Here is a 26,223-nt window from a genome sequence, read left to right as displayed (position 1 = left end):
TTGGTATCGTTCTTCTCGGCTGAGGTGCTTGTACATTGGGCAATTTCGATTTGGCGGTTAAAGCGGCCATGATGCTCTCGCATCCTCAGCCACCTATAACCAGTTCATCTTTGTTGCACTTCGTCCTTGAATCCGCCTTTCAAAAGTTAGGTGAAAGTCGGGGGGAAGAAACGTAGAAAAATCGCGTCAGCCTTGCCTGCTGCAGCGATCAAGCCGCGTCGGGTTGCTGCATAGGCGCAGCTTTTTGGAAGGCTTCCAGTTGCATGCACGCGGCCTCTACAGCCGCGATGCAGGGCCATTGGCTCAGGTCGACCTTGAAGCGGCGCGAGCTCTCGATTTGGGGAATCAAGTACACGTCGGCCAAGGTGGGCGTGTTGCCAAAGCAAAAGGCTCCGCGTCGGGTGTCTGCGGCCAACAAGGCTTCGATGGCATTGAAGCCGTCGGTGATCCAGGTGGCGCACCATGCGTTGATGGCGTCTTCGTTGGCGCCGAACTGCTTGCGCAGAGTTTCCAAAATGCGACGGTTGTTGATCGGGTGAATGTCGCAGCCGACGATGGCGGCCAAAGCGCGCACATGGGCGCGCTCGTCCGCCCCTGCAGGCAAAAGTGCGGGCGTGGGGTACTTCTCTTCCAGCCATTCGATGATGGCGGGTGACTGAATCAGCACTTGCTGATCGCTCACCTCCAAGGCAGGCACCAAGCCTTGCGGGTTCAACGATTTGAAGGCTTCTTTCAAATGCTCTTCCACACGCAAATCAACGGCGATGTAGTCGGTGCTCAGCCCTTTGAGGTTGAGCGCGATGCGCAAACGGTGCGAGGTACCGCTGCGGAAAAAGTTGTAGAGCTTCATGGTCGTATCACTCCGCAGCGCCGATGGTCAAGGCCACTTCAGCCACGCCTTCCACACGGCCGGTGATTTTGTCGCCGGGCAACACGGCGCCCACGCCTTCAGGTGTGCCGGTGTAGATCAGGTCACCCGGCTGCAGGTGGTAGTAAGTCGACAGGTCAGCGATGATTTCGCGGATGTTCCAGATCAGCTTGTCTACATCGGACGACTGTTTGGTGGCACCGTTGACCTCGAGAGCAATGGTGCCGTGCTCAATCACCACGCCAGGCATGGGCACGATCTCTGTGCACACAGAACCTTGCTCGATGTCCTTGCCGGTATCCCAAGGGCGACCTTTGTCGCGGGCCACCAATTGCAGGTCGCGGCGGGTCATGTCCAGGCCTGCGGCATAGCCGTAAACCAGCTCATGGGCTTGGTCTTCGCTCACGCGAAAACCTTCTTTGCCAATGGCCAGCACCAGTTCCATCTCGAAGTGGTAGTTGCTGGTGCGGGGCGGGTAGGCCACCACGGCAACATGGTCCACGCCGCTGTCCACCAGCGTCTGAGGTGACTTGGTGAAATAGAAGGCTTGCTCCACGCTTTTGTCGACGGGGCGACCCATTTCAACGGCGTGCGCATGGTAGTTGCGGCCCACGCAAAAGATGCGGTTGATGGGGAAGCGCTCGGTCTTGCCACGGATGGCAAGGGACTGAACGGCGGGAGGTGTGAAGAGGTAAGAAGTCATGGGGGGGTCCAGATTACAAAAACAGGTTCACGCAGAGGCCTTGGGGCCACTGCGTGAAAGAAACAAGGTCAAAAAAATCAGCCGCGGTTCTCGTACACACCCAGCTTGCGGTGCAGTGGCGATTCGTCAGCGATGAATACGAAGGCGGGCTGGCTGGCGTTCAGGTTGGTCAGCGTCACGACCTCGTAGCCCGGCGCGCAACAGGTGTCGGCCTCGGCCAGCGTGAAGGTGCTGGCCACGATGTTCGCTTGCACAGCGCCTTCGATGACATGGAACACCTGCGCGGGCGAGCGTGCAGGCAAGCGCAGCGTCTGGCCGGGGCGCAACATCAGGGCGTAAAAGCCCAAAATGTTTTCTGCATCGCCACCGGTTTCGGGGTTGGTGTAAGTGACTTGCACTTGCTCCAAAGCTGCGTTGTCAGCCGCCAGCGATTCGAGCGCGGCTTTGGCGTCTTTCCAAGCGTAGCGCAGCATGGGGTAAGCCTTCTTGCTACGCTCGAACACATGGCTGGGCACCACGCCGCCACGGGCGTATTGCTTGTCGCCCTGACCGGGCACCACGGTCTGGCGGTCGCCGTTGATGTGGTAGCTGGCCTCCATGTAATAGACCAGCGGCAAGTCCAGTACATCCAGCCAGATGACGGGTTCGGTCCCGTCGTGGCCATGCTCGTGCCACAGACCGGTGGGCGTGAGGATCAAATCGCCGCGGCTCATGGGGCATTTTTCGCCGTCCACCGTGGTCCAGGCACCTTCGCCCTCGACCACCATGCGCACGGCGTTGGGGGTGTGGCGGTGGCTGGGCGCCCACTCGCCGGGCATGAGCAGTTGCATGCCCAAATACATGGCCGCGCTGGCCTGCATTTTTTCGAGGCCATGCCCGGGGTTGGCCAACACCAGCACGCGGCGCTCGGCTTTTTCAATCGGGGTCAGCTCGCCCGCTTTGAGCAGCAGGGGCTTGATGTCTTTGTAAGCCCAGCAGGTGGGTTGGGTTTGGCGCGTGGGCACCTTGGGGGGCAGCACGCCGCGCAGGCTGGGCCACAGGGGCACCAGGTTCAGGTTGCGCAGGTCCTGCACATAGTCTTTGGGCAGGTCTTCGAGTCGTCCGAGTTCTTGCATGGGGTCTCCTTTGTTTAATGGCCTGCCGCTGACAAGCAATTGCTGACATTCCAACCGTAGAGCCATTCCATCGCATCGTAAAAACGCTCTGGACTGCGGCCGCGCCACAAGTCGTTGCGCACCAAACGCTCCACACCTTTGGCATGGTACAGGCGGCCCATCTCACGGCCCGACAACACGATGCGCGCAGTGCGCGACACGCGGGCGCGTTGGTACAAATCGAACGCTTTGACAAAATCGTTGTTCGTCACGCGCAGCGCTTCGCCCAAGGTGACTGCGTCTTCAATGGCCATGCAAGCGCCTTGCGCCATGTATTGCGTGGTGGGGTGAGCGGCGTCGCCCAACAAGGTGGCGCGACCAAACGACCACTGACCAATCGGCTCGCGGTCAGCGGTGGCCCAGCGTTTCCATGTTTTGGGCAAATCAATGAGCTGACGTGCCTTGGGGCAAATGCCTTGAAAGTAGCTTTGCACTTCTTCTTTGCTGCCGTCCGTCACGCCCCACTCTTCTTGCTGGCGGCTGTGGAAGGTAACCACCACGTTGTATTGCTCACCGCCACGCAAGGGGTAATGCACCAAGTGGCAATTGGGGCCGACCCAAATACTGGCCGCGTTCCATTGCAGGTTTTCTGGAAAATCTTTTTTCTCGACCACGGCTCGGTACACCACATGGCCTGTGATGCGCGCAGGGTCGTTCACGTACTTGGCACGCACCACCGACTTCACGCCATCCGCGCCAATCAAGGCGATGCCTTGGTGGGTGTTGCCGTGCTGGTCGGTCACGGTGACGGTGGTGTCGGTTTGCTCAATCTGCGCCACGCGGGTGGATGTGACAAATTCGACCTTGCCTGTTTCTTGCGCTCCTTCGAGCAACGACTTGTGCACATCCACACGGTGAATCACCGCATAAGGGTTGCCAAAGCGCTTGATGAATGCCTCGCCCGTGGGAATCTTGCCCACTTGGTACTCGTCAATTGCATCGTGCATCACCATGTAATCGGTGTAGACCGCGCGGCTGCGGGCCTTCTCGCCCACGCCCAAAGCGTCAAATGCGTGAAACGCATTGGGGCCCAGTTGAATGCCTGCGCCAATTTCACCAATCTCCGGCGCCTGCTCCAACACCTTGACGTGAAAGCCCTGACGCGTCAGCGCCAACGCTGCAGCCAAGCCGCCAATACCGCCGCCGGCAATCAACACCGGCAGGTTTTGTGTGTTCTCACTCATGGTCTACCTTTTGAAAAGTATGGATATATTCAGTATGCTGATGTTTATTTTAAACACAGACTCTGAATTAACGTCTAGGGAGAACCCTAGGTACCCAAAAAGAACATTAACGGCGGGGAAATCACAGACGTCCTGTCGCTCAACCACGCGCATTCAAACGCATGCACCGCCAAGCACACAAACAAGCCAGCACAGACGTCACGATGGACAGGCCATAAACCGCTGACAGCCCAAACGCATCACTGAGCGCACCGCCACCCAGCGCGCCCAACACCCCAGGCACGCCGTACCCAATAGAGGCATACAGCGCTTGGCCCCTACCGCGCAAACGCCCTGGGAAATGGTGCGACAACAAGGCAATGCACACGGTGTGCTGAGTGGCAAAGGTCAACGCGTGCAGAACTTGCGCCAACAACAAAGCCAGCAACCAACCCGCCGCCCAAGTCGTCAACCCCATGCGCAACACCATGGCTGCAGCGCAGACCAAAAGCCATGTCGACAAACTCAGCCGCGGCAACCAACGGCTTTGGGTAAAGAACCACACAATCTCTGCCGCCACGGACACGGCCCAGAGCACGCCAATCATGGTTTTGCTATAACCCAATTCATCCAGGTACAGCGAGAAAAACACGTAAATACCAATGTGCGACAACACATGGAAAAACACGGTGGCAAAAAACCACTGCACCTTGGGCTGCAACAAAACATCCCAGACCGGTGGACGTGCCTCATCCTGATGCATAGCTTCGCGGTGATTGGGCAGCCACCACACGCTCGCATTGAGCAACAACAATGAGCCCACCGCCCAAAGGGGAAAACTCTGCATGCCCACACGCTCAAACCAAGCGCCCGCGACAAACACGGTGACCAAAAAACCAAGGGAGCCCCACAGCCGAACGCGCCCGTAGCGACGTGCGTCAAAGCCCTCGCCACTGCTGACCAAATGGGCCAAAGCCGCTTCGCTCATGGGCATCATGGCGCTGGTGTGAACAAACATCAGCAACAACACAAAAGCCAACCAGCCCACGCCCCCCTTGACCAACAGGCCACACGAACACAGCAGCGCCGCCCCTGCACAAAAGCGCAGCAACTTCACACGCTCCCCCGTGTGGTCGCTCAGCCAGCCCCAGCCATAAGGCGCTAACACACGGGTGGCGGCCTGCACCGCCGTGAGCAAACCAATGACCGTGATGGAAAAACCCAGCTCTTTGAGCCAAAGCGGCAGATACGGGTTGAAAAACCCGATGTGCGCAAAGTAGCTGGCAGACAGCGCAGCGAAAGGGAAAAGCTGAAAACGAGAAAGCGCGTTGCTAGAACGCGCTTGAGAGGCAGAAGTGCTCAAAACGGACCGTGGTTAGGCGCCAACATGGCCAGGAATAGCAGGCATCGCCACCTGCACATCGCCGCATTGGGCACGGTGACGCAAGGCGTGGTCCATCACCACCAAAGCCAGCAAAGCTTCGGCAATGGGCGTTGCACGAATGCCCACGCAAGGGTCGTGACGGCCCTTGGTCACCACCTCCGTGGGTTGGCTGTTTTGGTCAATTGACTCACGGGGGCTCAAGATCGAGCTGGTGGGCTTGATGGCAATGCTCACCTCCAAATCTTGACCGGTGCTGATACCGCCCAACACGCCGCCGGCGTTGTTGGTCAGAAAGCCTTGTGCGGTCAACGAGTCCCCGTGCGTGGTGCCACGCTGGGCCACGCTGGCAAAACCCGCACCAATCTCCACGCCTTTGACCGCATTCAGGCCCATCATCGCGTAGGCAATGTCGGCGTCGAGCTTGTCGTACAAAGGCTGACCCAATCCCACAGGCATGCCCGAAGCAACCACGCGAATGCGCGCACCACACGAGTCGCCCGCTTTGCGCAGGCTGTCCATGTAATCTTCAAACGCTTGCACATCGGCGCAAGGGGCGTAGAACGGGTTGTGGCCCACATGGTCCCAGCTCTCAAAGGGAATGGGCATTTCGCCGAGCTGCGTCATGCAACCGTAGAACGTGGTGCCGAACTTTTCTTTCAGCCACTTCTTCGCCACAGCGCCAGCAGCCACTGTGGGCGCGGTCAAACGAGCGGAAGAGCGGCCACCACCGCGTGGATCGCGGATGCCGAATTTTTGAAAATAGGTGTAGTCCGCATGACCGGGGCGGAACGTTTGCAAAATGTTGCCGTAATCTTTGCTGCGCTGGTCGGTGTTTTGGATGAGCAGCGCTATCGGGGTACCGGTGGTTTTGCCCTCGTACACGCCCGACAAGATTTGCACTTGATCGGGTTCGTTGCGTTGCGTCACGTGTCGGCTGGTGCCGGGGCGACGGCGATCAAGTTCGACCTGAATGTCAGCCTCGCACAGCGACATGCCCGGAGGGCAGCCGTCAATCACGCAGCCAATGGCTGGGCCGTGGGATTCACCAAAGTTGGTGACGGTGAAAAGGGTTCCGAAGGTATTGCCGCTCATGGGGTGAGATTATCCCTGAGCGGCGCGTCGTTCTTTCGCCCGACTCAGGCTTTCTCTTCTTCTGTCCCGCTTGGCCAGTCTTTGATGTAGGCCTTGAGCATTTGGTTTTCGAAGTTTTGGCTGTCCACCACCGACTTGGCCACGTCGTAAAAACTGATCACGCCCTGCAATTGGCGGTTACCAATGACGGGCATGTAGCGGGCGTGGCTCTCAAGCATCATGCGGCGCACTTCGTCGAGTTCGGTGTCGGGAGAGCACGTCAAGGGGTGGTCGTCCATCGCGCTGCGCACGGTGGAGTCACCAATGACGCCGCCACGGCGGTGCAAAGCCTGAATCACTTCGCGGAAGGTCAGCAAACCGACCAAGTCACCGTGCTCCATCACCAAAAGCGAACCCATGTCTTTCTCGGCCATGGTGGCCACCGCACTGGCTAGGGGCTCCATCGGGTCGATGGTGAACAAAGTTCCGCCGCCTTTGACGCGCAGGATATCGCTGACTTTCATGGTTTATCTCCTCGGGTGGGGATTGAAATATAGCCCACAATGGCTGTGCAAAAACTGACAAATCCCCCGAGGAAACCATGCCTGGCTACACCGATCCAAGTTTTGACACGCTCGCCCTGCATGCAGGCGCCGCGCCCGACCCCACCACCGGCGCACGCGCGGTGCCGATTCACTTGACCACCTCATTCGTGTTTGAGTCCAGCGACCACGCCGCCGCGTTGTTCAACTTGGAGCGTGCAGGCCATGTGTACAGCCGCATCAGCAACCCCACCAACGCGGTGCTGGAGCAACGCGTGGCCGCACTCGAGGGTGGCATTGGCGCGATCAGCACGGCCAGCGGCCAAGCCGCCTTGCACCTCACCATTGCCACGCTGATGGGCGCAGGCTCACACATTGTGGCTAGCACCGCCTTGTATGGCGGCTCGCACAATTTGCTGCACTACACGCTGAGCCGCTTTGGAATTGAAACCACCTTTGTCAAACCCGACGACATCGACGGTTGGCGTGCGGCTGTGCGACCCAACACCAAACTGTTCTTTGGCGAAACCGTGGGCAACCCCGGCTTGGACGTGCTCGACATTCCGACCATTTCGGCCATCGCCCACGACGCAGGTGTGCCGCTGCTGGTCGACTCCACCCTGACCTCGCCCTACTTGATCAAACCTTTCGAGTTGGGCGCCGATTTGGTTTACCACTCGGCCACCAAGTTCTTGAGCGGCCACGGCACAGTCATTGGCGGTATCGTGGTGGACGGTGGCAGCTTCGATTGGGAAAAGAGCGGCAAATTCCCTGAGCTCACCCAACACTACGAAGGCTTTCACAACATGGTGTTCAGTGAAGAAAGCACCATCGGCGCCTTCTTGCTGCGCGCCCGCCGCGAGGGCCTGCGCGACTTTGGCGCCTGCCTGAGCCCGCACAGCGCATGGCTGATTTTGCAAGGCATCGAAACCCTGCCCCTGCGCATGGAGCGCCACATGGCGAACACCGAAAAAGTGGTGCAGTTCTTAGCCAGCCATCCGATGGTCAGTCGCGTGGGCCACCCGCTGATGGAGGGCCACCCCAGCCACGCCTTGGCTGAAAAGCTGCTGCGCTTTGGCGCACGCGGCGCCGGTTCGGTCTTCAGCTTTGACTTGAAAGGCAGCCGCGCGCAAGGCGTGGCCTTCATCGAAGCCTTGAAACTGTTCAGCCACCTCGCCAACGTGGGCGACTGCCGCAGCTTGGTCATTCACCCCGCCAGCACCACCCACTTCCGCATGAGCGACGAGGCCTTGGCGGGCGCAGGCATTGGCCCTGGCACCATCCGTTTGTCCATTGGCTTGGAAGACCCCGCCGATTTGATCGACGATCTCAAACGTGCACTCAAGGCCGCCGAAAAAGCGGGCGATGCAGCCACGCGTCAAGCCCCCCAAGCCTAAGGAGACACGCGCATGAAATTCACCCTTCAAACGTCCACAGGCCAACCCTACGAAGCCTATGCCTACACCGGTGGCAAAGCCTTTGATGCCACCAAACCCACCCTCGTGTTCATCCACGGCGTGCTGAACGACCACAGCGTGTGGATTTTGCAAAGCCGCTACCTCGCCCACCATGGCTTCAACGTCTTGGCGGTCGATCTGCCCGGCCATTGCCGCAGCGGTGGCGACGCGCCATCGACAGTCGAAGAGGCCTCGCAATTCATCGAAGACTTGCTCGACGCTGCGGGCGTTGAAAAAGCGGCGTTGGTGGGCCACAGCTGGGGCTCGTTGATCGCACTGGAAACGGCCGCGCGCTTGAAAGACCGCATCACCCACTTGGCATTGGTGGGCACAGCCTTCCCGATGAAGGTGTCCCCGGCCCTGATTGACGCCTCGCTCAACGCGCCCATGAAAGCGCTGCACATGGTGAATGTGTTTTCGCGCTCGACCTTGGCCGCGCCGCCCTCAGCGCTGGGCCCCGGCACATGGGTGTACGGTGCATCGATGGCGCTGGGCCGTCGCGTGCTGGCCAGCAACACGTCGGTCAATGTGTTTCACCGCGGCTTTGTGGCCTGCGACAGCTACGCCAACGGCTTAGCGGCGATGGATGCCGTGACGTGCCCCATTCTGTTTTTACTGGGCGCTACCGACCAGATGACCACGCCCAAAGCGGCGAAGCCATTGATCGAGCAAGCCAAGGCAGGCGGCAAAACATACAGCGTGGTCAATGTGCCCATGGGGCACCACCAAATGAGCGAGTCGCCCGAGGAAACGTTGCAGGCACTGACAGCGTTTTTGGGCGTGACGGTTTAAACCTCAGAGCACATCCCGCAAACGTAAATCTTGCCAACGCATCCACAGCCCCTCGGACTCGGGGCTGCGCACCAACAGCAACCGCTCCATCAAGGGCGATAGCAAGGTTTGGTGCGGGTCAGCCAGCATGACGTAGCGGGCTTCTTTGAGGTGGGTTTGTTGGGCATCGACTTGTTCGCTCAAGCGGGCAATCCAATCCAGATGGACCAAGGTGGCCAGCACTTCTTCGAGTTGCAAAGGATCCAAATGCAAGTCCGCACACAGGGTGCTGAGGCTGGCACCATGCTCGTCGCGGTTGCGGGCCAGTTGCAAGCGTTGCAACACCTCCAGCGCCAGCTGAAACCGCCAACCCACGCTGCGTCCATCGCGAGAAATACCGTCTAACAAACTCGGTAAATTGGCGACCAGCACCGCGCCCAACAAGACAATGGTCCACGCCAAATACATCCAGACCAACAAAATCGGCACCGTTGCAAACGCGCCGTACACCACCGAATAGGTGGGCATTTGGCCAAAGTAGTAGGCCAGCACTTTGCGTGCAATTTCAGTCGCAGCGGCCACCCACACACCACCCACCAGCGCATGACGCCAATGCACTTGGGTATAGGGCACATAGCGATACATCGCGCTCACGCTCCACGCCAACAACAAAAACTCCAGCGTACTCAGCAACCAGCGCATATTGCCCGTCATATCGGGTGCAAAGCCCCGAGAAATCGCCACAAACTGAGACATGAGCACCAAACTCACCCCCATCAACAGCGGCCCCAGCGTGATGGCGGTCCAGTACAACAACAAGCTTTGCGCAAACGGGCGACGTTTGCGCACACGCCAAATCGCATTGAGCGTGCGGTCGATGGTCAACACCAAGGTGACGGCAGACAAAAACAGCGCGGTCACACCCGCGACGCCTAAGCGGCTGGCCTTGCTGGCAAATTGGCTCAAATAGCCCAATACTTGACGCGAAATGTTGTCGGGCACAAAGCTCTCAACCAAGCGTTTTTGCAACACCGTTTGAAAGTCGCTGAAGATCGGAAATGCCGTGAACACCGCCAACGTCACCGCCAACAAAGGCACCAGCGCAATGGTGGTGGTGAAGGTCAAGCTGCCTGCGGTTTGCCCCAAGCGGTCCTCACGAAAGCGCTGGCGCAGCACGCGTGCGGTATTACGCCAAGGGAATCGGGCCAGTCGGTCAAGGAAGCTTTGCAGTTGCGGGACAATCATGGGCTGAATCATGCCATCGTCTATGCACACCTATACCCAACCCTCTGCAGAAATTACCCCGCGTCACGTCACGCTCACCCGAGGGCTGGCCGTGGGCAGCTTGTTGGGGCTGATCGTGCTCGGTTTGGCTTGGGAGCTCTGGCTCGCACCGCTTCGCCCCGGCGGCACCCTGTTGGCGCTCAAAGTGTTGCCACTGTGCTTCCCCCTGACTGGCTTGCTGAAAAACCGCATGTACACCTACCGTTGGCTCAGCCTGATGATTTGGTTGTATTTCACCGAAGGCGTGGTCCGCGCTTGGGGCGATACCGCGCCCAGCAACTATTGCGCCCTGCTTGAAGTGCTGCTCTGCGTGGTGCTGTTTGTGGCTTGCGCCATGCATGTGCGCTTGCGCATTCGCCACGCCAAAAACAACCCAGCGCCAGAGGACACCGCTAGCGTGTCAGCCACTGTCTAATCCCGAGGTTTTATGACTCACACTGCCCCCACCGCCCTCCCTGATTTGCTCATCGCTTTGTGCTCCGCATTAGGCGATGCCCATGTGTTGACGGAAGGCGATTTGTCCTCTTACGAGCAAGACTGGCGCAAACGGGTGCGTGGCAAAGCCTTGGCCGTGGTTCGCCCTGGCAACACGCAAGAGGTCGCCGCGGTGGTCAAAGCCTGCGCCAAAGCGGGCGTGAGCGTGGTGCCGCAAGGGGGCAACACAGGCTTGGTGGTGGGCTCGATCCCCGATACATCGGGCACACAGGTGCTCCTGAGTTTGCAGCGCATGAATGCCGTGCGCGCCATCGACGCCGACAACCTCACCCTCACGGTCGAAGCCGGTTGTGTGTTGCAAAACGTGCAACAAGCCGCTGAGCAAGCGGGCTTTTTGTTCCCCTTGAGCCTGGGCTCTGAAGGCAGTTGCACCATTGGCGGCAACTTGGCTACCAACGCGGGCGGCACACAGGTGGTGCGTTATGGCAACACGCGTGAGCTGTGCTTGGGCCTCGAGGTGGTCACCGCCCAAGGCGACATCATGCACACCTTGAGTGGCCTGCGCAAAGACAACACGGGCTATGACCTGCGTAATTTGATGATCGGCAGCGAGGGCACGCTGGGTATCATCACCTCCGCCACCATGAAGCTTTATCCGCTGCCAGCGGTCAGCCTGACGGCGTGGGCGGCTGTGCCATCGGTCGAACACGCCGTCAAATTGCTGGGGCTGGCCCATCAACACCTAGGCGCCGGTCTGACCGGTTTCGAAATGATGGGCCAATTCGCCCTCAGCTTGGTCGACAAACATTACCCACAACTGCGCGTGCCTTTGTGGCAAGACACGCCCTATTGCGTGTTGCTGGAAAACTCAGATACCGAGTCGGAAGAACACGCTCGCAGCCGTTTTGAGCATTTGCTCGAGCTGGCTTTTGAAGACGGCTGCGTCACCGACGCTGTCGTCGCCGAGAGTTTGTCGCAAGCCCGCAATTTGTGGCACATCCGCGAAAGCATCACCTTGGCACAGGCGGAGGAAGGCTTGAACATCAAGCACGATATTTCGCTGCCCGTGTCTGCCATCCCTTCTTTTGTGGCGAATACCGATGCGCTGCTGAAGCGAGAGATTGAAGGCGTTCGCATCGTGAATTTTGGCCATTTGGGCGATGGCAATTTGCACTACAACGTGCAGTCACCCCAAGGCAGCGACAACAAACTGTTCTTGCAAACCCAAGAAGACCGCGTGAACACGCTGGTGTACGACGCCGTCAAAGCCTTAGGGGGCTCCATCTCTGCCGAGCATGGCGTGGGCAGTTTGAAAGTGGACACGCTGCCCGATTACAAAGACCCCGTGGCACTGACGCTGATGCGCCAAGTCAAGCAGGCCTTAGACCCACAGGGTTTGCTCAATCCGGGTCGTGTGGTGCGTTGATTTCGGTATACAGCTCGGACGTCAACTCAACGCCTTCGAGCAGCTTGATCAAATCGGGTAGCGTTTCAACGCCTAATTTGTTCATCACACGTGCACGATGCAGCTTCACAGTAGCCGCAGCACCACCATCTAACTCCGCAATGTGTTGGTTGGTGTAGCCACGCACGATCCAGCTGCACACTTCAAACTCGCGGGCCGTCAAGCACTTGAGCAACGCCTTCACTTTGTCTACGTGGTGGTCTTGTTTGTGGGTGTTCACCGCCTGCTGCATGGCACTTTGCAAGGTATCTAGCAAAACCTGTGGGGTGAAAGGTTTGAGCAAAAATTCCACCGCACCTTGCTTCATGGCACGAATGATTTCTTCCGAACGGCTGTCACCACTGGCAAACACAATCGGCACCGATGGCGCGATCTGCTGAAGGTGTGCTTGCAAATCGACGCCCAAAGTGCCGGGCATGCGCATGTCCAGCAAAATCACGCAGGGCTTGGGCAACTCAGGGGCCTGCAAGAAAAGATCAGCACTCTCATACACGCTCACGTGGTAACCAGCACGCGTCAGCAGCGTAGACAGACTGCGGCGAATCGAAGCATCGTCATCAATGACGACGACATGGCCAAGAAATGAGGAAGCTTGAAAAGACAAATGAGGCATGGCCTAGATCATGCCAAAAATCAAGGGGTGAGCGATTTTTCAACCAACACTATTTTTTGAACGACACCCTCAGGCAAGCTCGCGCGCCAACCTTGAAAGTAAATTTGAACCTGCGCCAAACTGGTACCCGATATCTGCCAAGGTGATGTGCCATAAACACTACGCCCTTCTCCCGCCTTCAGCTGCACGGTGTTGGCTTGTTTGTTGCCATCGACCACGCACAACGTCGTGTCGGCTGGACTGACCAAATAAACAAATTTACCCTCTTTTTTGGGCGTCGCTGGTGATACTTCAGGACCGGGATCGCTAGAAAACGCACAAGCGCCAAAAGCGCGAGTCGCAACAACGGTTGCGTCGGATGCGTTTTTCATCACGTCGGAGGCAACAGCCAAATTCGCAGATGCCACCGTCACATGGGAAGCAACCACCGCTGGCTTGGCAAGCGATGCGCGAACCGGTTCATTCTTCATCAGTGGCGACGCAGCTGAGGCCAAAGCCATTGAGGCATCACCTTCGCTGGGATAGACCATCAGCAAACCGCCTAATGTCACCAGAAAAGCCAAAGTCGCCAGCACGACCTGTTTGCGAATCACCCAACCGCCGCCGCTTGCCGGCCCTTTCCAATCGTCCACAGATTGGGTGCTCAGATCGGCAATGTGGTTCAAACTCTCATTCACAGGCGCAAGCACCGCAGACGTCATGACGTCATTTGCTTCAGACGCAGGGAACGCAACTGGCGGCGGCGCACCCAAAATCATCAATGCCCGTTTGTAAGCTTGACGCTTAATCGCTGGGGAGTAAAACAAGTCATGGCTTCCCAGCTCCAAAGACTTGACTTGTGCAACAGACAAACAAGCAATGCGTGCCAGCTGAACAACGTCCATGCCCACCTGACCACGTAATTGCTGCAAGTACGTGGGGTCACACGTTTCATAAACATTCGGCTGTGTTTCAGGCATGGCTTGAAATATGTTGAGAATTAGGAGCAGATTGATTTGTTTGCGCAACTTCAAATGTCTGATAAGCGTCACTCACAGTCAATACGCCAACTAGCTTATAGTACTTTAATATTAACTTCAAGTTAATTAAAGCGCTTAAACTTAAACAGCTTTTTTTTCAGTGATTACCCCCCCTATGCGCCCCATTCGCCGCCAATACGAAGACTTCATGCAACACGTCGATACGCACGGCGTGGCCAAGACAGACCGCACCGGCACAGGCACGAAAAGCGTCTTTGGCTACCAAATGCGTTTCGACTTGAATGAGGGATTCCCGCTGGTGACCACCAAAAAAGTTCACCTCCGCTCGATCATTCAAGAATTGCTCTGGTTTTTAACGGGCTCGAGCAACAACAACTGGCTCAAGGAACGCGGCGTCAGCATTTGGGACGAATGGGCGCGTGAAAACGGCGACTTAGGCCCCGTCTACGGCGTGCAATGGCGCAGCTGGCCGACCCCTGATGGTGGCCATATCGACCAAATTGCAGACGTTATCCAAACGCTCAAAACCAACCCCGACTCGCGTCGAATCATCGTCAGCGCGTGGAACGTGGCCGAACTCAACCAAATGGCGCTGATGCCTTGCCATGCTTTTTTCCAGTTCTATGTCGCTCCCGCCCAAAACCGAGGCGAACGCGGCCGCTTAAGCTGCCAGCTGTACCAGCGCAGCGCCGACATTTTCTTGGGCGTACCCTTCAACATTGCCAGCTACGCTTTACTCACTCACATGGTGGCCCAGCAATGTGACTTGGATGTAGGCGACTTCATTTGGACAGGCGGTGATTGCCACATTTACAGCAATCACCACGAACAAGTGGCCCTGCAACTCAGCCGCGCCCCCTTCGCCTACCCCACACTGAACATCAAGCGCAAACCCGACTCCATCTTTGGCTATGAATACGAAGACTTCGAAGTCCTCGACTACCAATGCCACGGTGCCATCAAAGCGCCTGTGGCCGTTTAAACCCAAGGCCATCCATGCGTTTGAACTTGATATTTGCGTGCGCACGCAAGGGCGTCATTGGACTGAACAACACACTGCCGTGGCATTTGCCTGAAGACTTGGCGCATTTCAAAAAGACCACTTTAGGACAGCCCGTCATCATGGGGCGTAAAACTTGGGAATCATTGCCCCCAAAATTTCGGCCATTACCGGGCCGCACCAACATCGTTGTGACACGCCAAACCGATTGGCAAGCGCCGGGTGCACATGTCGCCCATAGCATGGCGCAAGCCTTGGCGGTATGCAGCACCGAAGCCGAGGTGTGGGTGATAGGTGGTGCCGAGGTGTACGCCCAAGCGCTGCCGTTGGCCCAACGCGCAGTCATCACGGAAATTGATGCCCATTTTGAAGGGGATGCCTTCGCGCCCACCTTTGATGCCAGTTGGCAAGAAACTGCACGCGAGTCACACACCGCAGCCAATGGCTTGGCCTACAGCTTCGTCACTCTCGCGCGCACGAACCCAAACACCCCCTAGGAGATTTAAATGTCTGATCACGGCTTCCACGTCCACGGCCCCCACGACCACGAACTCGAGCACGCTGCCCAAGGGCATGGCGATGGCTTCACCAACAAAATCGCCATGTTCACCGCCATCATCGCCACCGTTGGGGCCATTTCTGGCTACATGGGCGGTGCGACCCAAGCCAACGCGGGTTTGTACAAAAACAATGCGGCCATCAAAAAGACCGAAGCGTCTAACCAGTGGAACTACTACCAAGCCAAAAGCAGCAAGCAAAACTTGAGTGAATTGGCGATCGACCTAGCCCCCGCCGCCAAGCAAGACTTCTACGCGGAAGAAATCAAGCGCTACAAAGCTGAAAAGGCAGACATCAAAGCCAAGGCCGAAGCGCTAGAAACCGAATCCAGCGACTGGGACCACGCCTCTGACGAACAAATGCACCAGCACCACCGCTGGGCCCAAGCTACCACCTTGCTGCAAGTCGCCATTGCCTTGGCCGCCATTGCTTTGCTCACCCGCAAACGCTGGTTGCAATTCGCCATGTTTGGGGCGGGCGCCGTGGGCGTGAGCGTTGGCGTGTTGGCCTTCATGCACATTTGATGACCTGCGCTTCCTCTATGCAACTCGCCACCTGGAACGTCAACTCCCTCACTGTGCGCTTGCCCCAAGTGCTCGACTGGCTCGCAGCCAACCCTGTCGACGCCTTGGTGCTGCAAGAAACCAAAACCACCGACGACAAGTTCCCCAAAGAAGCCATCGAAGCTGCTGGCTACAAAGTGGCCTTTTTCGGACAAAAAACCTACAACGGGGTGGCCCTGCTCTCGCGCAGCGACGCCACGGAGGTGGTGAAGAACATCCCCGGTTTTGACGACGACATGGCCCGCGTTATCGCAGGAACAGTCGACGGAGTGCGCGTGATCGGTGCCTATTTTCCGAACGGACAAGCCCCCGACAGCGACAAATTTGTTTACAAAATGCGCTGGCTAGAAGCCTTGAACGATTGGGTCCGCGAAGAGCTCAAACAACACCCCAAACTCGTATTAATGGGCGACTTCAACATCACCGTGGACGACCGCGATGTGTGGGACCCCATTGGTTTGAAAGACACCATCCATTGCACCGTGGCTGAGCGCGAGCACTTTCAAGCACTGATTACGTCGGGCATGCACGATGCCTACCGTTTGTTTGACCAACCCGAAAAAACCTACAGCTGGTGGGATTACCGCGAGTTCGCCTTCCGACGCAACCGCGGCCTGCGCATTGACCACATCTTGGTCAGCGAAGCCCTGAAGCCCGCCGTACAAGCCTGCGTGATCGACAAAGCCCCACGCAAAAATGAGCGTCCCAGCGACCACGCGCCGGTCATCGTGACACTCAGCTAAATCCCCAAGCGAGCCGCGACTCGCTTGAGGACCTAGTCAATCATCGAGACCTAATTCTTGAATTTTTCGGGTGATGGTGTTGCGGCCAATGCCCAATTTCTGGGCAGCCTCTATACGACGTCCACGCGTGTTCACCAACGCAGTTTGAATCAACCGCGCCTCGAACCGATTCACCAACACATCCCACACATCCGTACGCCCTGCCACGAGCAAGCTCATGGCTTCAGCTTCCAAGCCTTGCTCCCAATCGGCACCCGGCATGTTCAACACCACAGGGGCGGTAGATCCGCTGTCCGATGCACTTGAAACAGGCGCCAAAGGCTTGGGCAACTCGGCTGTTGCGGGACTGTTGTGGCTCATCGCGACCGCTGCCGTGTCCTGTCCCACATGCACCGCGACGTCAACCCCCTCACCTTGCACTTCAGGCGGCAAATCTTTGGGCTCGATCACCTGCGCGGGCGCCATCACGGTCAACCAGTGGCAAATGTTCTCTAACTGACGCACGTTGCCGGGAAAGTTGAACTGGTTCAACACGTTCTGCGCCAAATCGGAGATACGTTTGGACTCCACGCCCAATTGTTGTGCACTCTGCTGCAAAAAGTGGCGCGTCAGCGCTGGGATGTCTTCACGGCGCTCACGCAAAGCGGGCAATCGCAAGCGAATGACGTTCAGGCGGTGAAACAAATCTTCACGAAACACGCCATCTTTGACGCGTTTTTCCAAATCTTGATGGGTCGCGGCAATCACACGTACATTGGCTTTGATGGCGCTGTGGCCGCCGACACGGTAGTAATTGCCATCGCTCAAAACGCGCAACAAACGGGTTTGCAAGTCAAACGGCATGTCGCCGATTTCATCCAAAAACAAGGTGCCGCCTTCGGCTTGTTCGAAGCGGCCACGGCGTGTGGTTTGGGCGCCGGTGAATGCACCACGTTCGTGCCCAAACAATTCGCTTTCCAGCAAATCTTTCGGAATGGCTGCCGTGTTGATAGCGACAAACGGACCTTTGTTGCCCGCATCGCCGCGTGGCGAGTGCTTGTGCAGGGCACGGGCAACCAGTTCTTTGCCGGAGCCGCTTTCGCCCGTGATCATCACCGTGACATTGCTCTGGCTCAATCGGCCAATGGCGCGAAACACATCTTGCATCGCGGGCGCTTGGCCCAGCATTTCAGGGGTGGCGTCTTGCAACTCAATTTGGGCTTGCTCGCGTTGACTTTCGTCCACCGCACGGCGGATCAACTCCACGGCTTTGGGCAGGTCAAAGGGCTTGGGCAAATACTCAAAGGCACCGCCTTGAAAGGCAGAAACAGCACTGTCTAAGTCTGAAAACGCCGTCATGATGATGACGGGCAAAGCAGGCAAACGCTCTTTGACTTTGCCCAACAAATCTAGCCCCGACCCGCCCGGCATGCGGATGTCGCTGACCAAGACTTGCGGGCCTTCGTCGGGCCCTGCAGCATCGAGTGCTTGCAACACTTCGCGTGGGTTGGTGAAGCTGCGCGTGGGCATGTTCTCGCGCAGCAGCGCCTTCTCCAGCACGAAGCGAATTGACTGGTCGTCATCCACAATCCAAATCGGTTTCATGTCAGCGCTACTTTCTCAAAATTCATCAATGGGCCGTGGGTCTGGCGTTCAGGGTAGCGGGATCAAGATTTTGAAATCTGTACGTCCCACCACGCTGTCGCACTCAATCAGACCGTGGTGCTGTTGCACAAAAGTTTGTGCCAAATTCAGCCCCAAGCCTGATCCGCCATCTCGTCCAGAAACCAAGGGAAAGAACAACCTGTCCTTGATTTCTTCCGGAATGCCGGGCCCGTTGTCTATCACATGCAATTCCAGTGCCAACCGGTAGCGTTGTTTGCTGAAAGTGACTTGTCGGTTGATGCGGGTGCGCAAAACGATCTCAGCATCGCCGGTGGCAACACGCTCCACCAAGGCTTGGGCTGCGTTGTGAACGATGTTGAGCACCGCTTGAATCAGCTGTTCGCGGTCCCCACGCAACTCGGGGATGGACGTGTCATAGTCGCGAACCACCCGCAAGCCTTTGGGGAACTCGGCCAAGATCAAACTGCGCACACGCTCGCACACCTCGTGGATGTTGACATCACCCACCACGTGCGGGCGACGGTGCGGTGCCAGCAAACGGTCGACCAACACCTGCAAGCGGTCGGCTTCGTGAATGATGACTTGGGTGTATTCAATCAAATCGCGGCTTTCGACTTCCATTTGCAGCAACTGCGCCGCGCCACGAATGCCGCCCAAAGGATTTTTGATTTCGTGGGCGAGGTTGCGAATCAGCTCTTTGTTGGCTTGGGCTTGGTCGATCAGGCGTTCTTCACGGTCTTGGCGAGTTTGTTGCTCCAAAGGCAACAACTCCACGAGCACTTCATCGGCACGATCACTGGGCGCCACGATGACGTGCACGGGCAGTGGGTCTTGGTTCGGACGGCGCAAATGCGCGTCGTAACGCAAGGCGGCAAAGGCGTTGGTTTGCGCGCCCTGCAATGCGTTCTCTAAGGCCTGTGTTTCGGTGAAGTAAGACGACAGCGGCGTGCCTTCGATGTTGCGACGTGACAGCCCCATCACGTCTTCGAGTGCGGCGTTGGCGAACACCACCACGCCATCAATTCGCACAATGGCGACGAGGGTGGCGAGCAGATCAAACATGTGTGAAGTAGGTGTCATGGTGGGGTGGTTCCAACTGGGGTAACAGGCAAGCGCGCCAGTTCACGCTGCAGACCAGCCACATCGGCTTCGCTGCGTTGCAAGGCGATGCGCAACTGGGTCACACGCTCTTGGTATTTTTGGGGTTGTCGCTGTTCATCGGCCTGACGCTCAGGCTCACCGTTGTTCCACAAACGAAGCAGTTCGGCATGACGCGCTTGGGCTTTTTGCAGCTCCGTTTGCAACAGCACGCTGGCTTGGACATCGCGCTGGCGTTGCGCTTGAGATTCGACTTTATAGGCGCTTGCGGTTGCGGTAGTCGATGGGGCGACGGTTGAGCCGATGGCGGTGGGTGTCACAGAGGTCTGCACTTGCGTGCCTTCAATCACGGTGACATTGCCACCCGTCAAAGGTTTGCAATTTTGATGGGGGATCGGTTGATTGGTATACACATTGCCGCAACGAAACACGCGCGGCGACTCGGCCAGCGCGACTTGGACCGCGCACAGGGCCACCACAAAGCCCAAACGCAGACTCACACATCTGAGCAACCAACGGCGCAATGCAATACAGGTCATGTCAGCCCAAATTGAAAAACAGTCACGATTGAAACAAAAAAGGACGGCTCGCGCCGTCCTTTTCGTGTGTCTACCGTTGTAACGAATTACAGCGAGTAGTACATGTCGTATTCGACAGGAGACACTTCCACGCGGCTGCGGGTCACTTCTTGCATCTTCAATTCGATGTAAGAGTCGATCCACGAGTCGGTGAACACGCCGCCTTTGGTCAAGAAGGCGCGGTCTGCGTTCAATGCGTCCAAAGCTTGGTCCAAGCTAGAACACACGGTTGGCACCAACTTGTCTTCCTCTGGAGGGAGGTGGTACAAGTCTTTGGTCGCTGCTTCGCCTGGGTGGATCTTGTTCTCGATACCGTCCAAACCAGCCATCAACAAGGCTGCGAAGCCGAGGTAAGGGTTGCACAATGGATCTGGGAAACGAGCTTCCACACGGCGGCCCTTGTCGCTGGCGACGTTAGGGATACGGATCGAAGCAGAGCGGTTCTTGGCCGAGTAAGCCAATTTCACAGGAGCTTCGAAGTGAGGCACCAAACGCTTGTAGCTGTTGGTACCTGGGTTGGTGATGGCGTTCAAAGCACGGGCGTGCTTGATGATGCCGCCGATGTAGTACAGGGCCAGGTCAGACAAACCAGCGTAGCCAGTGCCTGCGAACAAGTTCTTGCCGTCTTTCCAGATGGACTGGTGAACGTGCATGCCAGAACCGTTGTCGCCAGCGTAAGGCTTGGGCATGAATGTGGCAGTTTTGCCATAAGCGTTGGCCACGTTGTGGATCACGTACTTTTGCAGCAATGTCCAGTCAGCACGCTCAACCAAGGTTGAGAAGCGTGTACCGATTTCACATTGACCCGCGCCAGCCACTTCGTGGTGGTGCACTTCGACAGGGATACCCACGGACTCGAGCAACAACGACATTTCGCTGCGCATGTCGTGTGTGCTGTCGACGGGAGGCACTGGGAAATAGCCGCCTTTGACGCGGTTACGGTGACCACGGTTGCCACCTTCGATTTTCTCGCCGCTGTTCCAAGGGGCTTCGTATTCGTTGATGGCGTAGAACGTGTTGTTCGGCTCCGTGCTCCAACGCACTTCGTCGAACAAGAAGAACTCTGGCTCTGGACCGAAGTAGGCGGTATCGCCGATGCCAGACTGCTTGAGGAAAGACTCAGCGCGCTTGGCGATCGAACGTGGATCACGCTCGTAGGCTTTGCCGTCTGTGGGTTCGATCACGTCGCAGATCAAGACCAAGGTAACTTCTTCAAAGAAAGGGTCGATGATGGCGCTGTTGGGATCAGGCATCAACAACATGTCAGAGGCTTCAATGCCTTTCCAACCTGCGATAGAAGAACCGTCAAACGCTTGACCTTCTTCGAACTTGCTTTCGTCAAACTGCGACACGGGCGCAGTGATGTGCTGCCACTTGCCACGGGTGTCGGTGAAACGGAAGTCCACGAATTTAACTTCGTTCTCTTTCACCATTTTGATTACGTCTGCGACGGTCTTGGCCATCAAGTTCTCCTGCTAGGGTAGGTTGGGTTAAAAAGTGTTTCGAGGTTTGGGAATGCAGTTTCTGTGCCAAGTTATAGATAACTCGACCGACACATGCACGCCCCCATGAAGTCGCTTATTTTGCACTGAGTTCGCGCAGACTCAGGCACAAGTCAACAGTTTGGCGCACAAAAAGCAGCAAACAAAATGCACCTTACTGGTGCAAATCGAAAAATAATGCACCAAAACAAAGCAACCTCAGGGGCGCACCAATTCTGGGCCTAATTGAACGCCAAAGGGTTGCAAGCCTGCCAACAAGGCTGGATAAGCCAGCGCCACTTGCGCCGGTGCCCCCTTAACGCCCAATTCAATGTGGCGGCCATGCACAGGGTGATCCACGCTCGGCAAACTGAACACCTTGATGCCCGCATGCTCGCGCTCCAAGGTTTCCATCAATGGCGTCAACGTAGCTTCCATAGAGCCGTACACGACCACTGATTTTTCAATCCACGCTTCATGTTGGAACAAATGGGCGTAATAAGTGTCCAACACCCACGCCATCATGGGCCAAGCCATGACCGGAAAGCCCGGTACAAAGTGCACCGTGCCGCCACCTTGGCCATGGCAGGTGAACCCCGGAATCTTGTTGTACGGATTGGGAATGATGCTCGCCCCTTTGGGGAACACACCCATGTTCAGGCGATGCACGTTGTCCGCGCGATCAGGCTCGTAAGGGATGCCCTGCTCTTTGGCCGTGTCTTGCATGCGCTCGCGAATCAAGGCTTCGGCTTGGGGGTGCAACTCAAGGTCCACGCCCAAAGCACGGGCCGCACATTGGCGGGTGTGGTCGTCCGGCGTGGCGCCAATGCCACCGCACGAAAACACGATGCTGTGACTCTCAAACGCTCTGGCCAAGGTGCGGGTGATGCGTTCGGGCGAGTCGCCCACGTAATCGGCCCACTCGAGCGTGAGGCCGCGTGCAGACAACAACTCAATGGCTTTGGGCATGTGCTTGTCGGCACGCTTGCCAGACAAGATTTCATCACCGACGATGATCAGACCAAATTCGGGGCGCGTGTCAGACGACAGGGGGTATGGCGTGTGGTTCATCCTGCAATGCTAGCGCGGGCAGCGGTTCGGAGGCGCCGACCACCACAAAGTCCGACTCCGCCCTCAGACTTTCCAACGCCGCCAAGCTGTAGTGGGTGAACCACAAGGATGTGAAAGCGAAGACCAAGGCATAAATCCAAATGGCCAAAGGCACCAGCACCACAAAAGCGGCCGCAAAAAAAGCCCCCGACGCCCACACCATGCTGGGCAAAGCCCCCATGTAGCCCGTCAGCACCCCCATCAACAGCAACCATCCACGATGGCGGCGGCCAATCGTGAGGCGCTCTTCACGGCTGGCGTGCGCCAGCAATGCGTCGTACACCATGACGCGATAACTCAACCAGCCCCAAATCAAGGGAGGCACCACAAACATCAGAGGTGGCACAACCCACAAAGGCAAGGAAATCAGCATAGCCAGCATCGCGGCCAAGGTGTAGCCAAGGGTCCACATCAAGCTGCTGAGCATCGTGCCGCCTTGTTTGCGTGACAGATGCTGAAAGCGGCGATCCACCACCAGATTCACCAAGGCCGGCGACATCATCAAAGACACGGCCAACAACGAGACGATCACCAGCACAGGCGTGATGGCAAAAATAATCACCAACTGAACCATCACACTCTGCAAGCCGCCTGCGCCACGCGCTTGCAGCCAATCCATCATGCTTTGCAGCATTTGCCATGAGTCCAACATGCCGCGCACCCAGTCTTGGGTGGGCTGCCAGTAAAAGTACCCCAAGCTCAACGTCAGCGCCAACAACATGACCAAGGGCAGCAAAGACAGCAGCATCACGCGCGGCATCAGGCAATAAGCCAGAGCGCGCCAGAAAGAATCTAAAAACAATCGCATTGGAAAAGCATAACCGAGGCGGTCAGTTTCCGGTGTTGCCTTTCAAAACAGCCAGCAACCGTGACAACCCTAGGCGCTGCTGAGCCCAAAAGCCATCACCGTAATCCACGCCTTGTTCCACTTGATCACGAATGCCCGTCGCCTCAAAACGCTCTGAGAAATCGGCGGTGCCAAACAACATATCCCACCATGGCAAGAGCACGCCAAAGTTGTGCCCTCCCAAAACCACCTTCGCGTTTTGCTGGGTTTCATGCCCCAAACCAATGGCGTGGTGAAGCCTGTGAAAGCGCGGGCTGACCCACAAACGCTCGCCCCATTTGCCAAAGCTCACGCGCAAGTTGGCGTGCTGGAAGTTCTCGCTCAGCTGCGTGAGGGCCACCACCGCCACAAACTGACTGGGCGCAATGCCCACCACCTGCGCCACCAGCACCCACACCACAGCACTGATGAGGTCGTCCAACAAGTGGTTGCGGTTGTCGGTCCACTGCGTCATGTGGCGCTGCGAGTGATGTACGGCATGCAGCGCCCACCACCAATGCCACTGGTGCTGAGCGCGGTGCAGCCAGTAATTCAAAAAGTCAAAAGCCAGCCAATAGATCAAAAAGCTGGCCCACGGGCCATCGGTCACGCCGGGCCACAGGCTGTCTAAATGGAAAGAGCCCACGCCTTGGGTGCGCAGCAAGCCCATCCAGTCGTCCAACACGGGCTCGACGGTGAAAAACAAGGCGATGCGAAACAGCCCCAAACGATGAATCATGGTGTAAATCACATCGGTGCGCACCGCACTGGCTGGGGCTTCAGCCTCTGCAGGACGCCAGCGTTGCAGGGGGCCGATCACCGCCACCATGACGGCGATTTGCAACAAGCCCACCAGCAACCAACCCGTGCCATCGAACAAATCTTCTAAGCGGTTGCCCAGCCCCAGTGCAAATGCCAAGGGCTGCATCACACCTTCGTACAAAGCGGCTTGTGCGGCGGCGAAAAGATCGGTCAGCGTGTCCATGTCTTGAATTGTGGATGCGAAGGCAAGGTCGCAAAACAAAACCCTTTGGCTTTGAGGCCTTCAATCAGCGGCTCCAACACCGCAGGCGCCCATGGGTCTTGGCGTGACCAAATGCCCAAATGCGCCATCAAAATATCGCCAGATCGCACCTTGTTCAGCGCGCGCTGCAACAACATCGCATTGGGGTACTTGTCGCTGGGCAACTCATCGCCCAAGAAGCCTGCATCCGCCCAGCCCACATGCGCGAAGCCGCATTGCTTGGCTGCGGCCAGCAACGAAGGGGATGTTTTACCGCCAGGCGCACGGAACAAAGGCAACGGGGTTTGGCCCGTCAACTGTTGCAAACGGGTGTTGGCGCGTTGCAATTCAGCGCAATAGCGCTGGCTGTTCCAAATCTCTGTTTTGCCCTTGTTGGGGCCCGCGCTGGGACGCATCTGCCAAGTGCCATGCCCAGCATCCGCGCGCCAATACACATGGTCAAAAGTGTGCGAGGCAAACGCATGGCCTTCAGCGCCACGCGCACGCCACCAGCTGGCCCAATGCTCGCCCAAAGTACCGTCGCCCTCTTGTGTGGGCTCGTTGGCCGCAAAAAAAGTGACTTTGACATTCTGGCGCTGCAACACCTCAGCAATCAAAGGCGCCACGCCCATGTGACCGGTGTCAAACGTGAGGTAAAGCGGTTTGTTGCAAGGCGCGGCGGCGTGGGCGGTCGCACTGGCCGAGATCAAAACGGCCCAAAACCCCGACAGCCCATGGCGCACACAACTGGGCATGCCATGGCGCGAGGCTTGGTTAAAAAACATGCGGTTTAAAAGCGTTTGGCGTGGTCCAAGGTCCAAATGCCGTGGGGCGATTTGCCCACGTTCACTTGGCGCAACAACTGGCCGTTGCTCAGGTCAATCACGCTGACTTTTTTGATCCAACGCGAGGACACCAGCAGCAGCTTGCCGTCTGCCGTCACTTCCATGCAGTCTGGACCGCCTGGTGCTTTGAACTGCGCCACCGAGGTCAGCGTGGTGTAGTCGATCTTGTTGATGGTGTTGGCGACACGGTTGCCCACGAACACATGGCGGCCATCGCCCAAAGCGCGGAAGGCATGAGCACCTTGGCCGGTTGGAATGGTTTTGACCAACTTCGCTTGTGGGCCGGTGACGTCATACACCTCCACATGGTCGTCGCCTGTCAGCCCCACCAGCAGGTGTTTGTCATCGGGCGTGCCAAACACGTCGGCGGGCATTTGGCCGGTTTTGACGCGCCATTTGAGGGTTTGGGTGGCCAAATCCACCGCGACCAACTCATTGCTGTCTTGCATGGTGGCGTAGGCCGTGGTGCTTTTGGTGTCAATCCAAATGTGGCTGGGCGTTTTGCCCGACGGGATGCGCTTGGCCAAGGTCAGTTCTTTGCCGTCCCAGCGGTAAATATCGATGTGGTTGAGGCGGTTGGCCACCGTCACAAACCACTTCATATCCGGCGAAAAACGCAGCTGATACGGGTCCAAAGTGCCGCGAATCATGTGCTGAACTTGCGCAGTACGGGGGTCGATGAAGGTGAGCGAGTCGCTGCCCGCATTGGCCACGATGACCGATTTTTCGTCCGGCGTGAGGTAGAGGTGATGCGGCTCTTTGCCCGTGGCGATGCGTTGGGTTTCTTTCCAAGTGGTGGGGTCAATCACGCTGACGTTCGCGTCTTGTGAATTGAGCACAAAAATTGGGTTGGCTGCCTGTGCTGAAAAGCAAGCCAAAACCAGTGCGGCCGCGAGGGCCTGCGTCACGCGTTGAAACAAAAT

Annotated in this window: 27 protein-coding genes; 8 read left to right on the top strand and 19 right to left on the bottom strand. The window is 57.4% G+C overall.

Translation table 11 applies throughout. The features are described from left to right. Positions 1 to 208: 208 nt before the first annotated feature. The 7 genes from maiA to RMS95_RS00715 all read right to left on the bottom strand — a co-directional run bounded on the left by maiA (position 209) and on the right by RMS95_RS00715 (position 6,867). On the bottom strand, positions 209 to 850 hold the full coding sequence (maiA, locus tag RMS95_RS00745) for a maleylacetoacetate isomerase (protein ID WP_310642773.1): 642 nt from the start codon (positions 848 to 850) through the stop codon (positions 209 to 211). A 7-nt stretch (positions 851 to 857) separates the two neighbouring features. After that, complete coding sequence (locus RMS95_RS00740) at positions 858 to 1,571, bottom strand: fumarylacetoacetate hydrolase family protein (RefSeq protein ID WP_310642772.1); 714 nt, start codon at positions 1,569 to 1,571, stop codon at positions 858 to 860. 77 nt (positions 1,572 to 1,648) lie between these two features. Continuing rightward, entirely contained in the window at positions 1,649 to 2,686 is a 1,038-nt protein-coding gene (locus tag RMS95_RS00735) for a cupin domain-containing protein (RefSeq protein ID WP_310642771.1), read from the bottom strand. Positions 2,687 to 2,700: 14 nt separating this feature from the next. Continuing rightward, positions 2,701 to 3,909: a 3-hydroxybenzoate 6-monooxygenase gene (locus tag RMS95_RS00730; protein WP_310642770.1), complete on the bottom strand. Its 1,209-nt coding sequence runs from the start codon at positions 3,907 to 3,909 to the stop codon at positions 2,701 to 2,703. A 139-nt stretch (positions 3,910 to 4,048) separates the two neighbouring features. Next, positions 4,049 to 5,251 (bottom strand): MFS transporter, encoded by a 1,203-nt coding sequence (locus RMS95_RS00725; protein WP_310642769.1) that lies wholly within the window; start codon positions 5,249 to 5,251, stop codon positions 4,049 to 4,051. 12 nt (positions 5,252 to 5,263) lie between these two features. Further along, positions 5,264 to 6,364, bottom strand: a complete 1,101-nt coding sequence (aroC, locus tag RMS95_RS00720; protein WP_310642768.1) for a chorismate synthase — start codon at positions 6,362 to 6,364, stop codon at positions 5,264 to 5,266. A 44-nt stretch (positions 6,365 to 6,408) separates the two neighbouring features. Continuing rightward, positions 6,409 to 6,867 carry a CBS domain-containing protein gene (locus tag RMS95_RS00715; protein ID WP_310642767.1) on the bottom strand — a complete coding sequence of 153 codons (459 nt, stop codon included), beginning with the start codon at positions 6,865 to 6,867 and terminating at the stop codon, positions 6,409 to 6,411. 77 nt (positions 6,868 to 6,944) lie between these two features. On the opposite strand from RMS95_RS00715, the gene RMS95_RS00710 reads away from it, so the two are divergent. Together RMS95_RS00710 and RMS95_RS00705 are read left to right on the top strand one after the other, a co-directional pair. Continuing rightward, positions 6,945 to 8,282 (top strand): O-acetylhomoserine aminocarboxypropyltransferase, encoded by a 1,338-nt coding sequence (locus RMS95_RS00710; RefSeq protein ID WP_310642766.1) that lies wholly within the window; start codon positions 6,945 to 6,947, stop codon positions 8,280 to 8,282. A gap of 12 nt (positions 8,283 to 8,294) precedes the next feature. Beyond that, entirely contained in the window at positions 8,295 to 9,134 is an 840-nt protein-coding gene (locus RMS95_RS00705) for an alpha/beta hydrolase (RefSeq protein ID WP_310642765.1), read from the top strand. 3 nt (positions 9,135 to 9,137) lie between these two features. Here RMS95_RS00705 and RMS95_RS00700 read toward each other — a convergent pair whose 3' ends face one another. After that, the gene (locus tag RMS95_RS00700) at positions 9,138 to 10,358 is read right to left on the bottom strand and encodes a YihY family inner membrane protein (RefSeq protein ID WP_310642764.1); all 1,221 of its coding nucleotides are present in this window, start codon (positions 10,356 to 10,358) and stop codon (positions 9,138 to 9,140) included. Positions 10,359 to 10,380: 22 nt separating this feature from the next. On the opposite strand from RMS95_RS00700, the gene RMS95_RS00695 reads away from it, so the two are divergent. After that, positions 10,381 to 10,812, top strand: coding sequence for a DUF2069 domain-containing protein (locus RMS95_RS00695; protein ID WP_310642763.1), 432 nt, complete (start codon positions 10,381 to 10,383; stop codon positions 10,810 to 10,812). A 12-nt stretch (positions 10,813 to 10,824) separates the two neighbouring features. Beyond that, complete coding sequence (locus RMS95_RS00690; RefSeq protein WP_310642762.1) at positions 10,825 to 12,258, top strand: FAD-binding oxidoreductase; 1,434 nt, start codon at positions 10,825 to 10,827, stop codon at positions 12,256 to 12,258. Here the strand turns inward: RMS95_RS00690 and RMS95_RS00685 are convergent. Together RMS95_RS00685 and RMS95_RS00680 are read right to left on the bottom strand one after the other, a co-directional pair. Then, positions 12,233 to 12,910, bottom strand: coding sequence for a response regulator (locus tag RMS95_RS00685; protein ID WP_310642761.1), 678 nt, complete (start codon positions 12,908 to 12,910; stop codon positions 12,233 to 12,235). The genes RMS95_RS00690 and RMS95_RS00685 overlap by 26 nt on opposite strands. Positions 12,911 to 12,930: 20 nt before the next feature. Next, positions 12,931 to 13,869 carry a helix-turn-helix transcriptional regulator gene (locus RMS95_RS00680; RefSeq protein ID WP_310642760.1) on the bottom strand — a complete coding sequence of 313 codons (939 nt, stop codon included), beginning with the start codon at positions 13,867 to 13,869 and terminating at the stop codon, positions 12,931 to 12,933. A 175-nt stretch (positions 13,870 to 14,044) separates the two neighbouring features. Between RMS95_RS00680 and RMS95_RS00675 the strand changes: the two genes are divergently transcribed. The 4 genes from RMS95_RS00675 to xth are packed head-to-tail and all read left to right on the top strand — an operon-like array spanning position 14,045 to position 16,754. Beyond that, positions 14,045 to 14,872, top strand: coding sequence for a thymidylate synthase (locus RMS95_RS00675; protein ID WP_310642759.1), 828 nt, complete (start codon positions 14,045 to 14,047; stop codon positions 14,870 to 14,872). A 14-nt stretch (positions 14,873 to 14,886) separates the two neighbouring features. Continuing rightward, on the top strand, positions 14,887 to 15,387 hold the full coding sequence (locus tag RMS95_RS00670) for a dihydrofolate reductase (RefSeq protein WP_310642758.1): 501 nt from the start codon (positions 14,887 to 14,889) through the stop codon (positions 15,385 to 15,387). 9 nt (positions 15,388 to 15,396) lie between these two features. Then, positions 15,397 to 15,972 (top strand): DUF4337 domain-containing protein, encoded by a 576-nt coding sequence (locus tag RMS95_RS00665; protein WP_310642757.1) that lies wholly within the window; start codon positions 15,397 to 15,399, stop codon positions 15,970 to 15,972. Between the two features lie 17 nt (positions 15,973 to 15,989). Further along, positions 15,990 to 16,754: an exodeoxyribonuclease III gene (gene xth, locus RMS95_RS00660; protein ID WP_310642756.1), complete on the top strand. Its 765-nt coding sequence runs from the start codon at positions 15,990 to 15,992 to the stop codon at positions 16,752 to 16,754. 36 nt (positions 16,755 to 16,790) lie between these two features. Here the strand turns inward: xth and ntrC are convergent, their stop codons facing one another. The 9 genes from ntrC to RMS95_RS00615 form a co-directional block, all read right to left on the bottom strand. Continuing rightward, positions 16,791 to 18,338, bottom strand: a complete 1,548-nt coding sequence (ntrC, locus tag RMS95_RS00655; protein ID WP_310642755.1) for a nitrogen regulation protein NR(I) — start codon at positions 18,336 to 18,338, stop codon at positions 16,791 to 16,793. Between the two features lie 48 nt (positions 18,339 to 18,386). After that, a complete protein-coding gene (gene glnL, locus RMS95_RS00650; protein WP_310642754.1) occupies positions 18,387 to 19,439 on the bottom strand; it encodes a nitrogen regulation protein NR(II) in 1,053 nt (350 codons plus the stop codon). Then, complete coding sequence (locus RMS95_RS00645; RefSeq protein WP_310642753.1) at positions 19,436 to 19,996, bottom strand: hypothetical protein; 561 nt, start codon at positions 19,994 to 19,996, stop codon at positions 19,436 to 19,438. Before RMS95_RS00645 ends, glnL begins: the two co-directional genes overlap by 4 nt. Before the next feature lie 86 nt (positions 19,997 to 20,082). Beyond that, complete coding sequence (gene glnA, locus RMS95_RS00640) at positions 20,083 to 21,498, bottom strand: type I glutamate--ammonia ligase (protein ID WP_310642752.1); 1,416 nt, start codon at positions 21,496 to 21,498, stop codon at positions 20,083 to 20,085. A 237-nt stretch (positions 21,499 to 21,735) separates the two neighbouring features. Then, a complete protein-coding gene (locus RMS95_RS00635; protein ID WP_310642751.1) occupies positions 21,736 to 22,587 on the bottom strand; it encodes a molybdopterin-binding protein in 852 nt (283 codons plus the stop codon). After that, positions 22,556 to 23,434: an EI24 domain-containing protein gene (locus tag RMS95_RS00630; protein ID WP_310642750.1), complete on the bottom strand. Its 879-nt coding sequence runs from the start codon at positions 23,432 to 23,434 to the stop codon at positions 22,556 to 22,558. Before RMS95_RS00630 ends, RMS95_RS00635 begins: the two co-directional genes overlap by 32 nt. Before the next feature lie 22 nt (positions 23,435 to 23,456). Continuing rightward, the gene (locus RMS95_RS00625; protein ID WP_310642749.1) at positions 23,457 to 24,437 is read right to left on the bottom strand and encodes a sterol desaturase family protein; all 981 of its coding nucleotides are present in this window, start codon (positions 24,435 to 24,437) and stop codon (positions 23,457 to 23,459) included. Then, on the bottom strand, positions 24,425 to 25,210 hold the full coding sequence (locus tag RMS95_RS00620; protein ID WP_310642775.1) for a polysaccharide deacetylase family protein: 786 nt from the start codon (positions 25,208 to 25,210) through the stop codon (positions 24,425 to 24,427). The genes RMS95_RS00625 and RMS95_RS00620 overlap by 13 nt, the downstream gene beginning before the upstream one ends. Before the next feature lie 35 nt (positions 25,211 to 25,245). Continuing rightward, positions 25,246 to 26,220, bottom strand: a complete 975-nt coding sequence (locus RMS95_RS00615) for a YncE family protein (RefSeq protein ID WP_405023343.1) — start codon at positions 26,218 to 26,220, stop codon at positions 25,246 to 25,248. Positions 26,221 to 26,223: the final 3 nt, after the last annotated feature.

Origin of the sequence: Limnohabitans sp. (genome assembly GCF_031539175.1) — a bacterium.
Classification (GTDB): domain Bacteria; phylum Pseudomonadota; class Gammaproteobacteria; order Burkholderiales; family Burkholderiaceae_C; genus Limnohabitans.
Note: the sequence above shows the minus strand (reverse complement) of the source record. Positions and strands in the feature narration are given on the sequence as shown.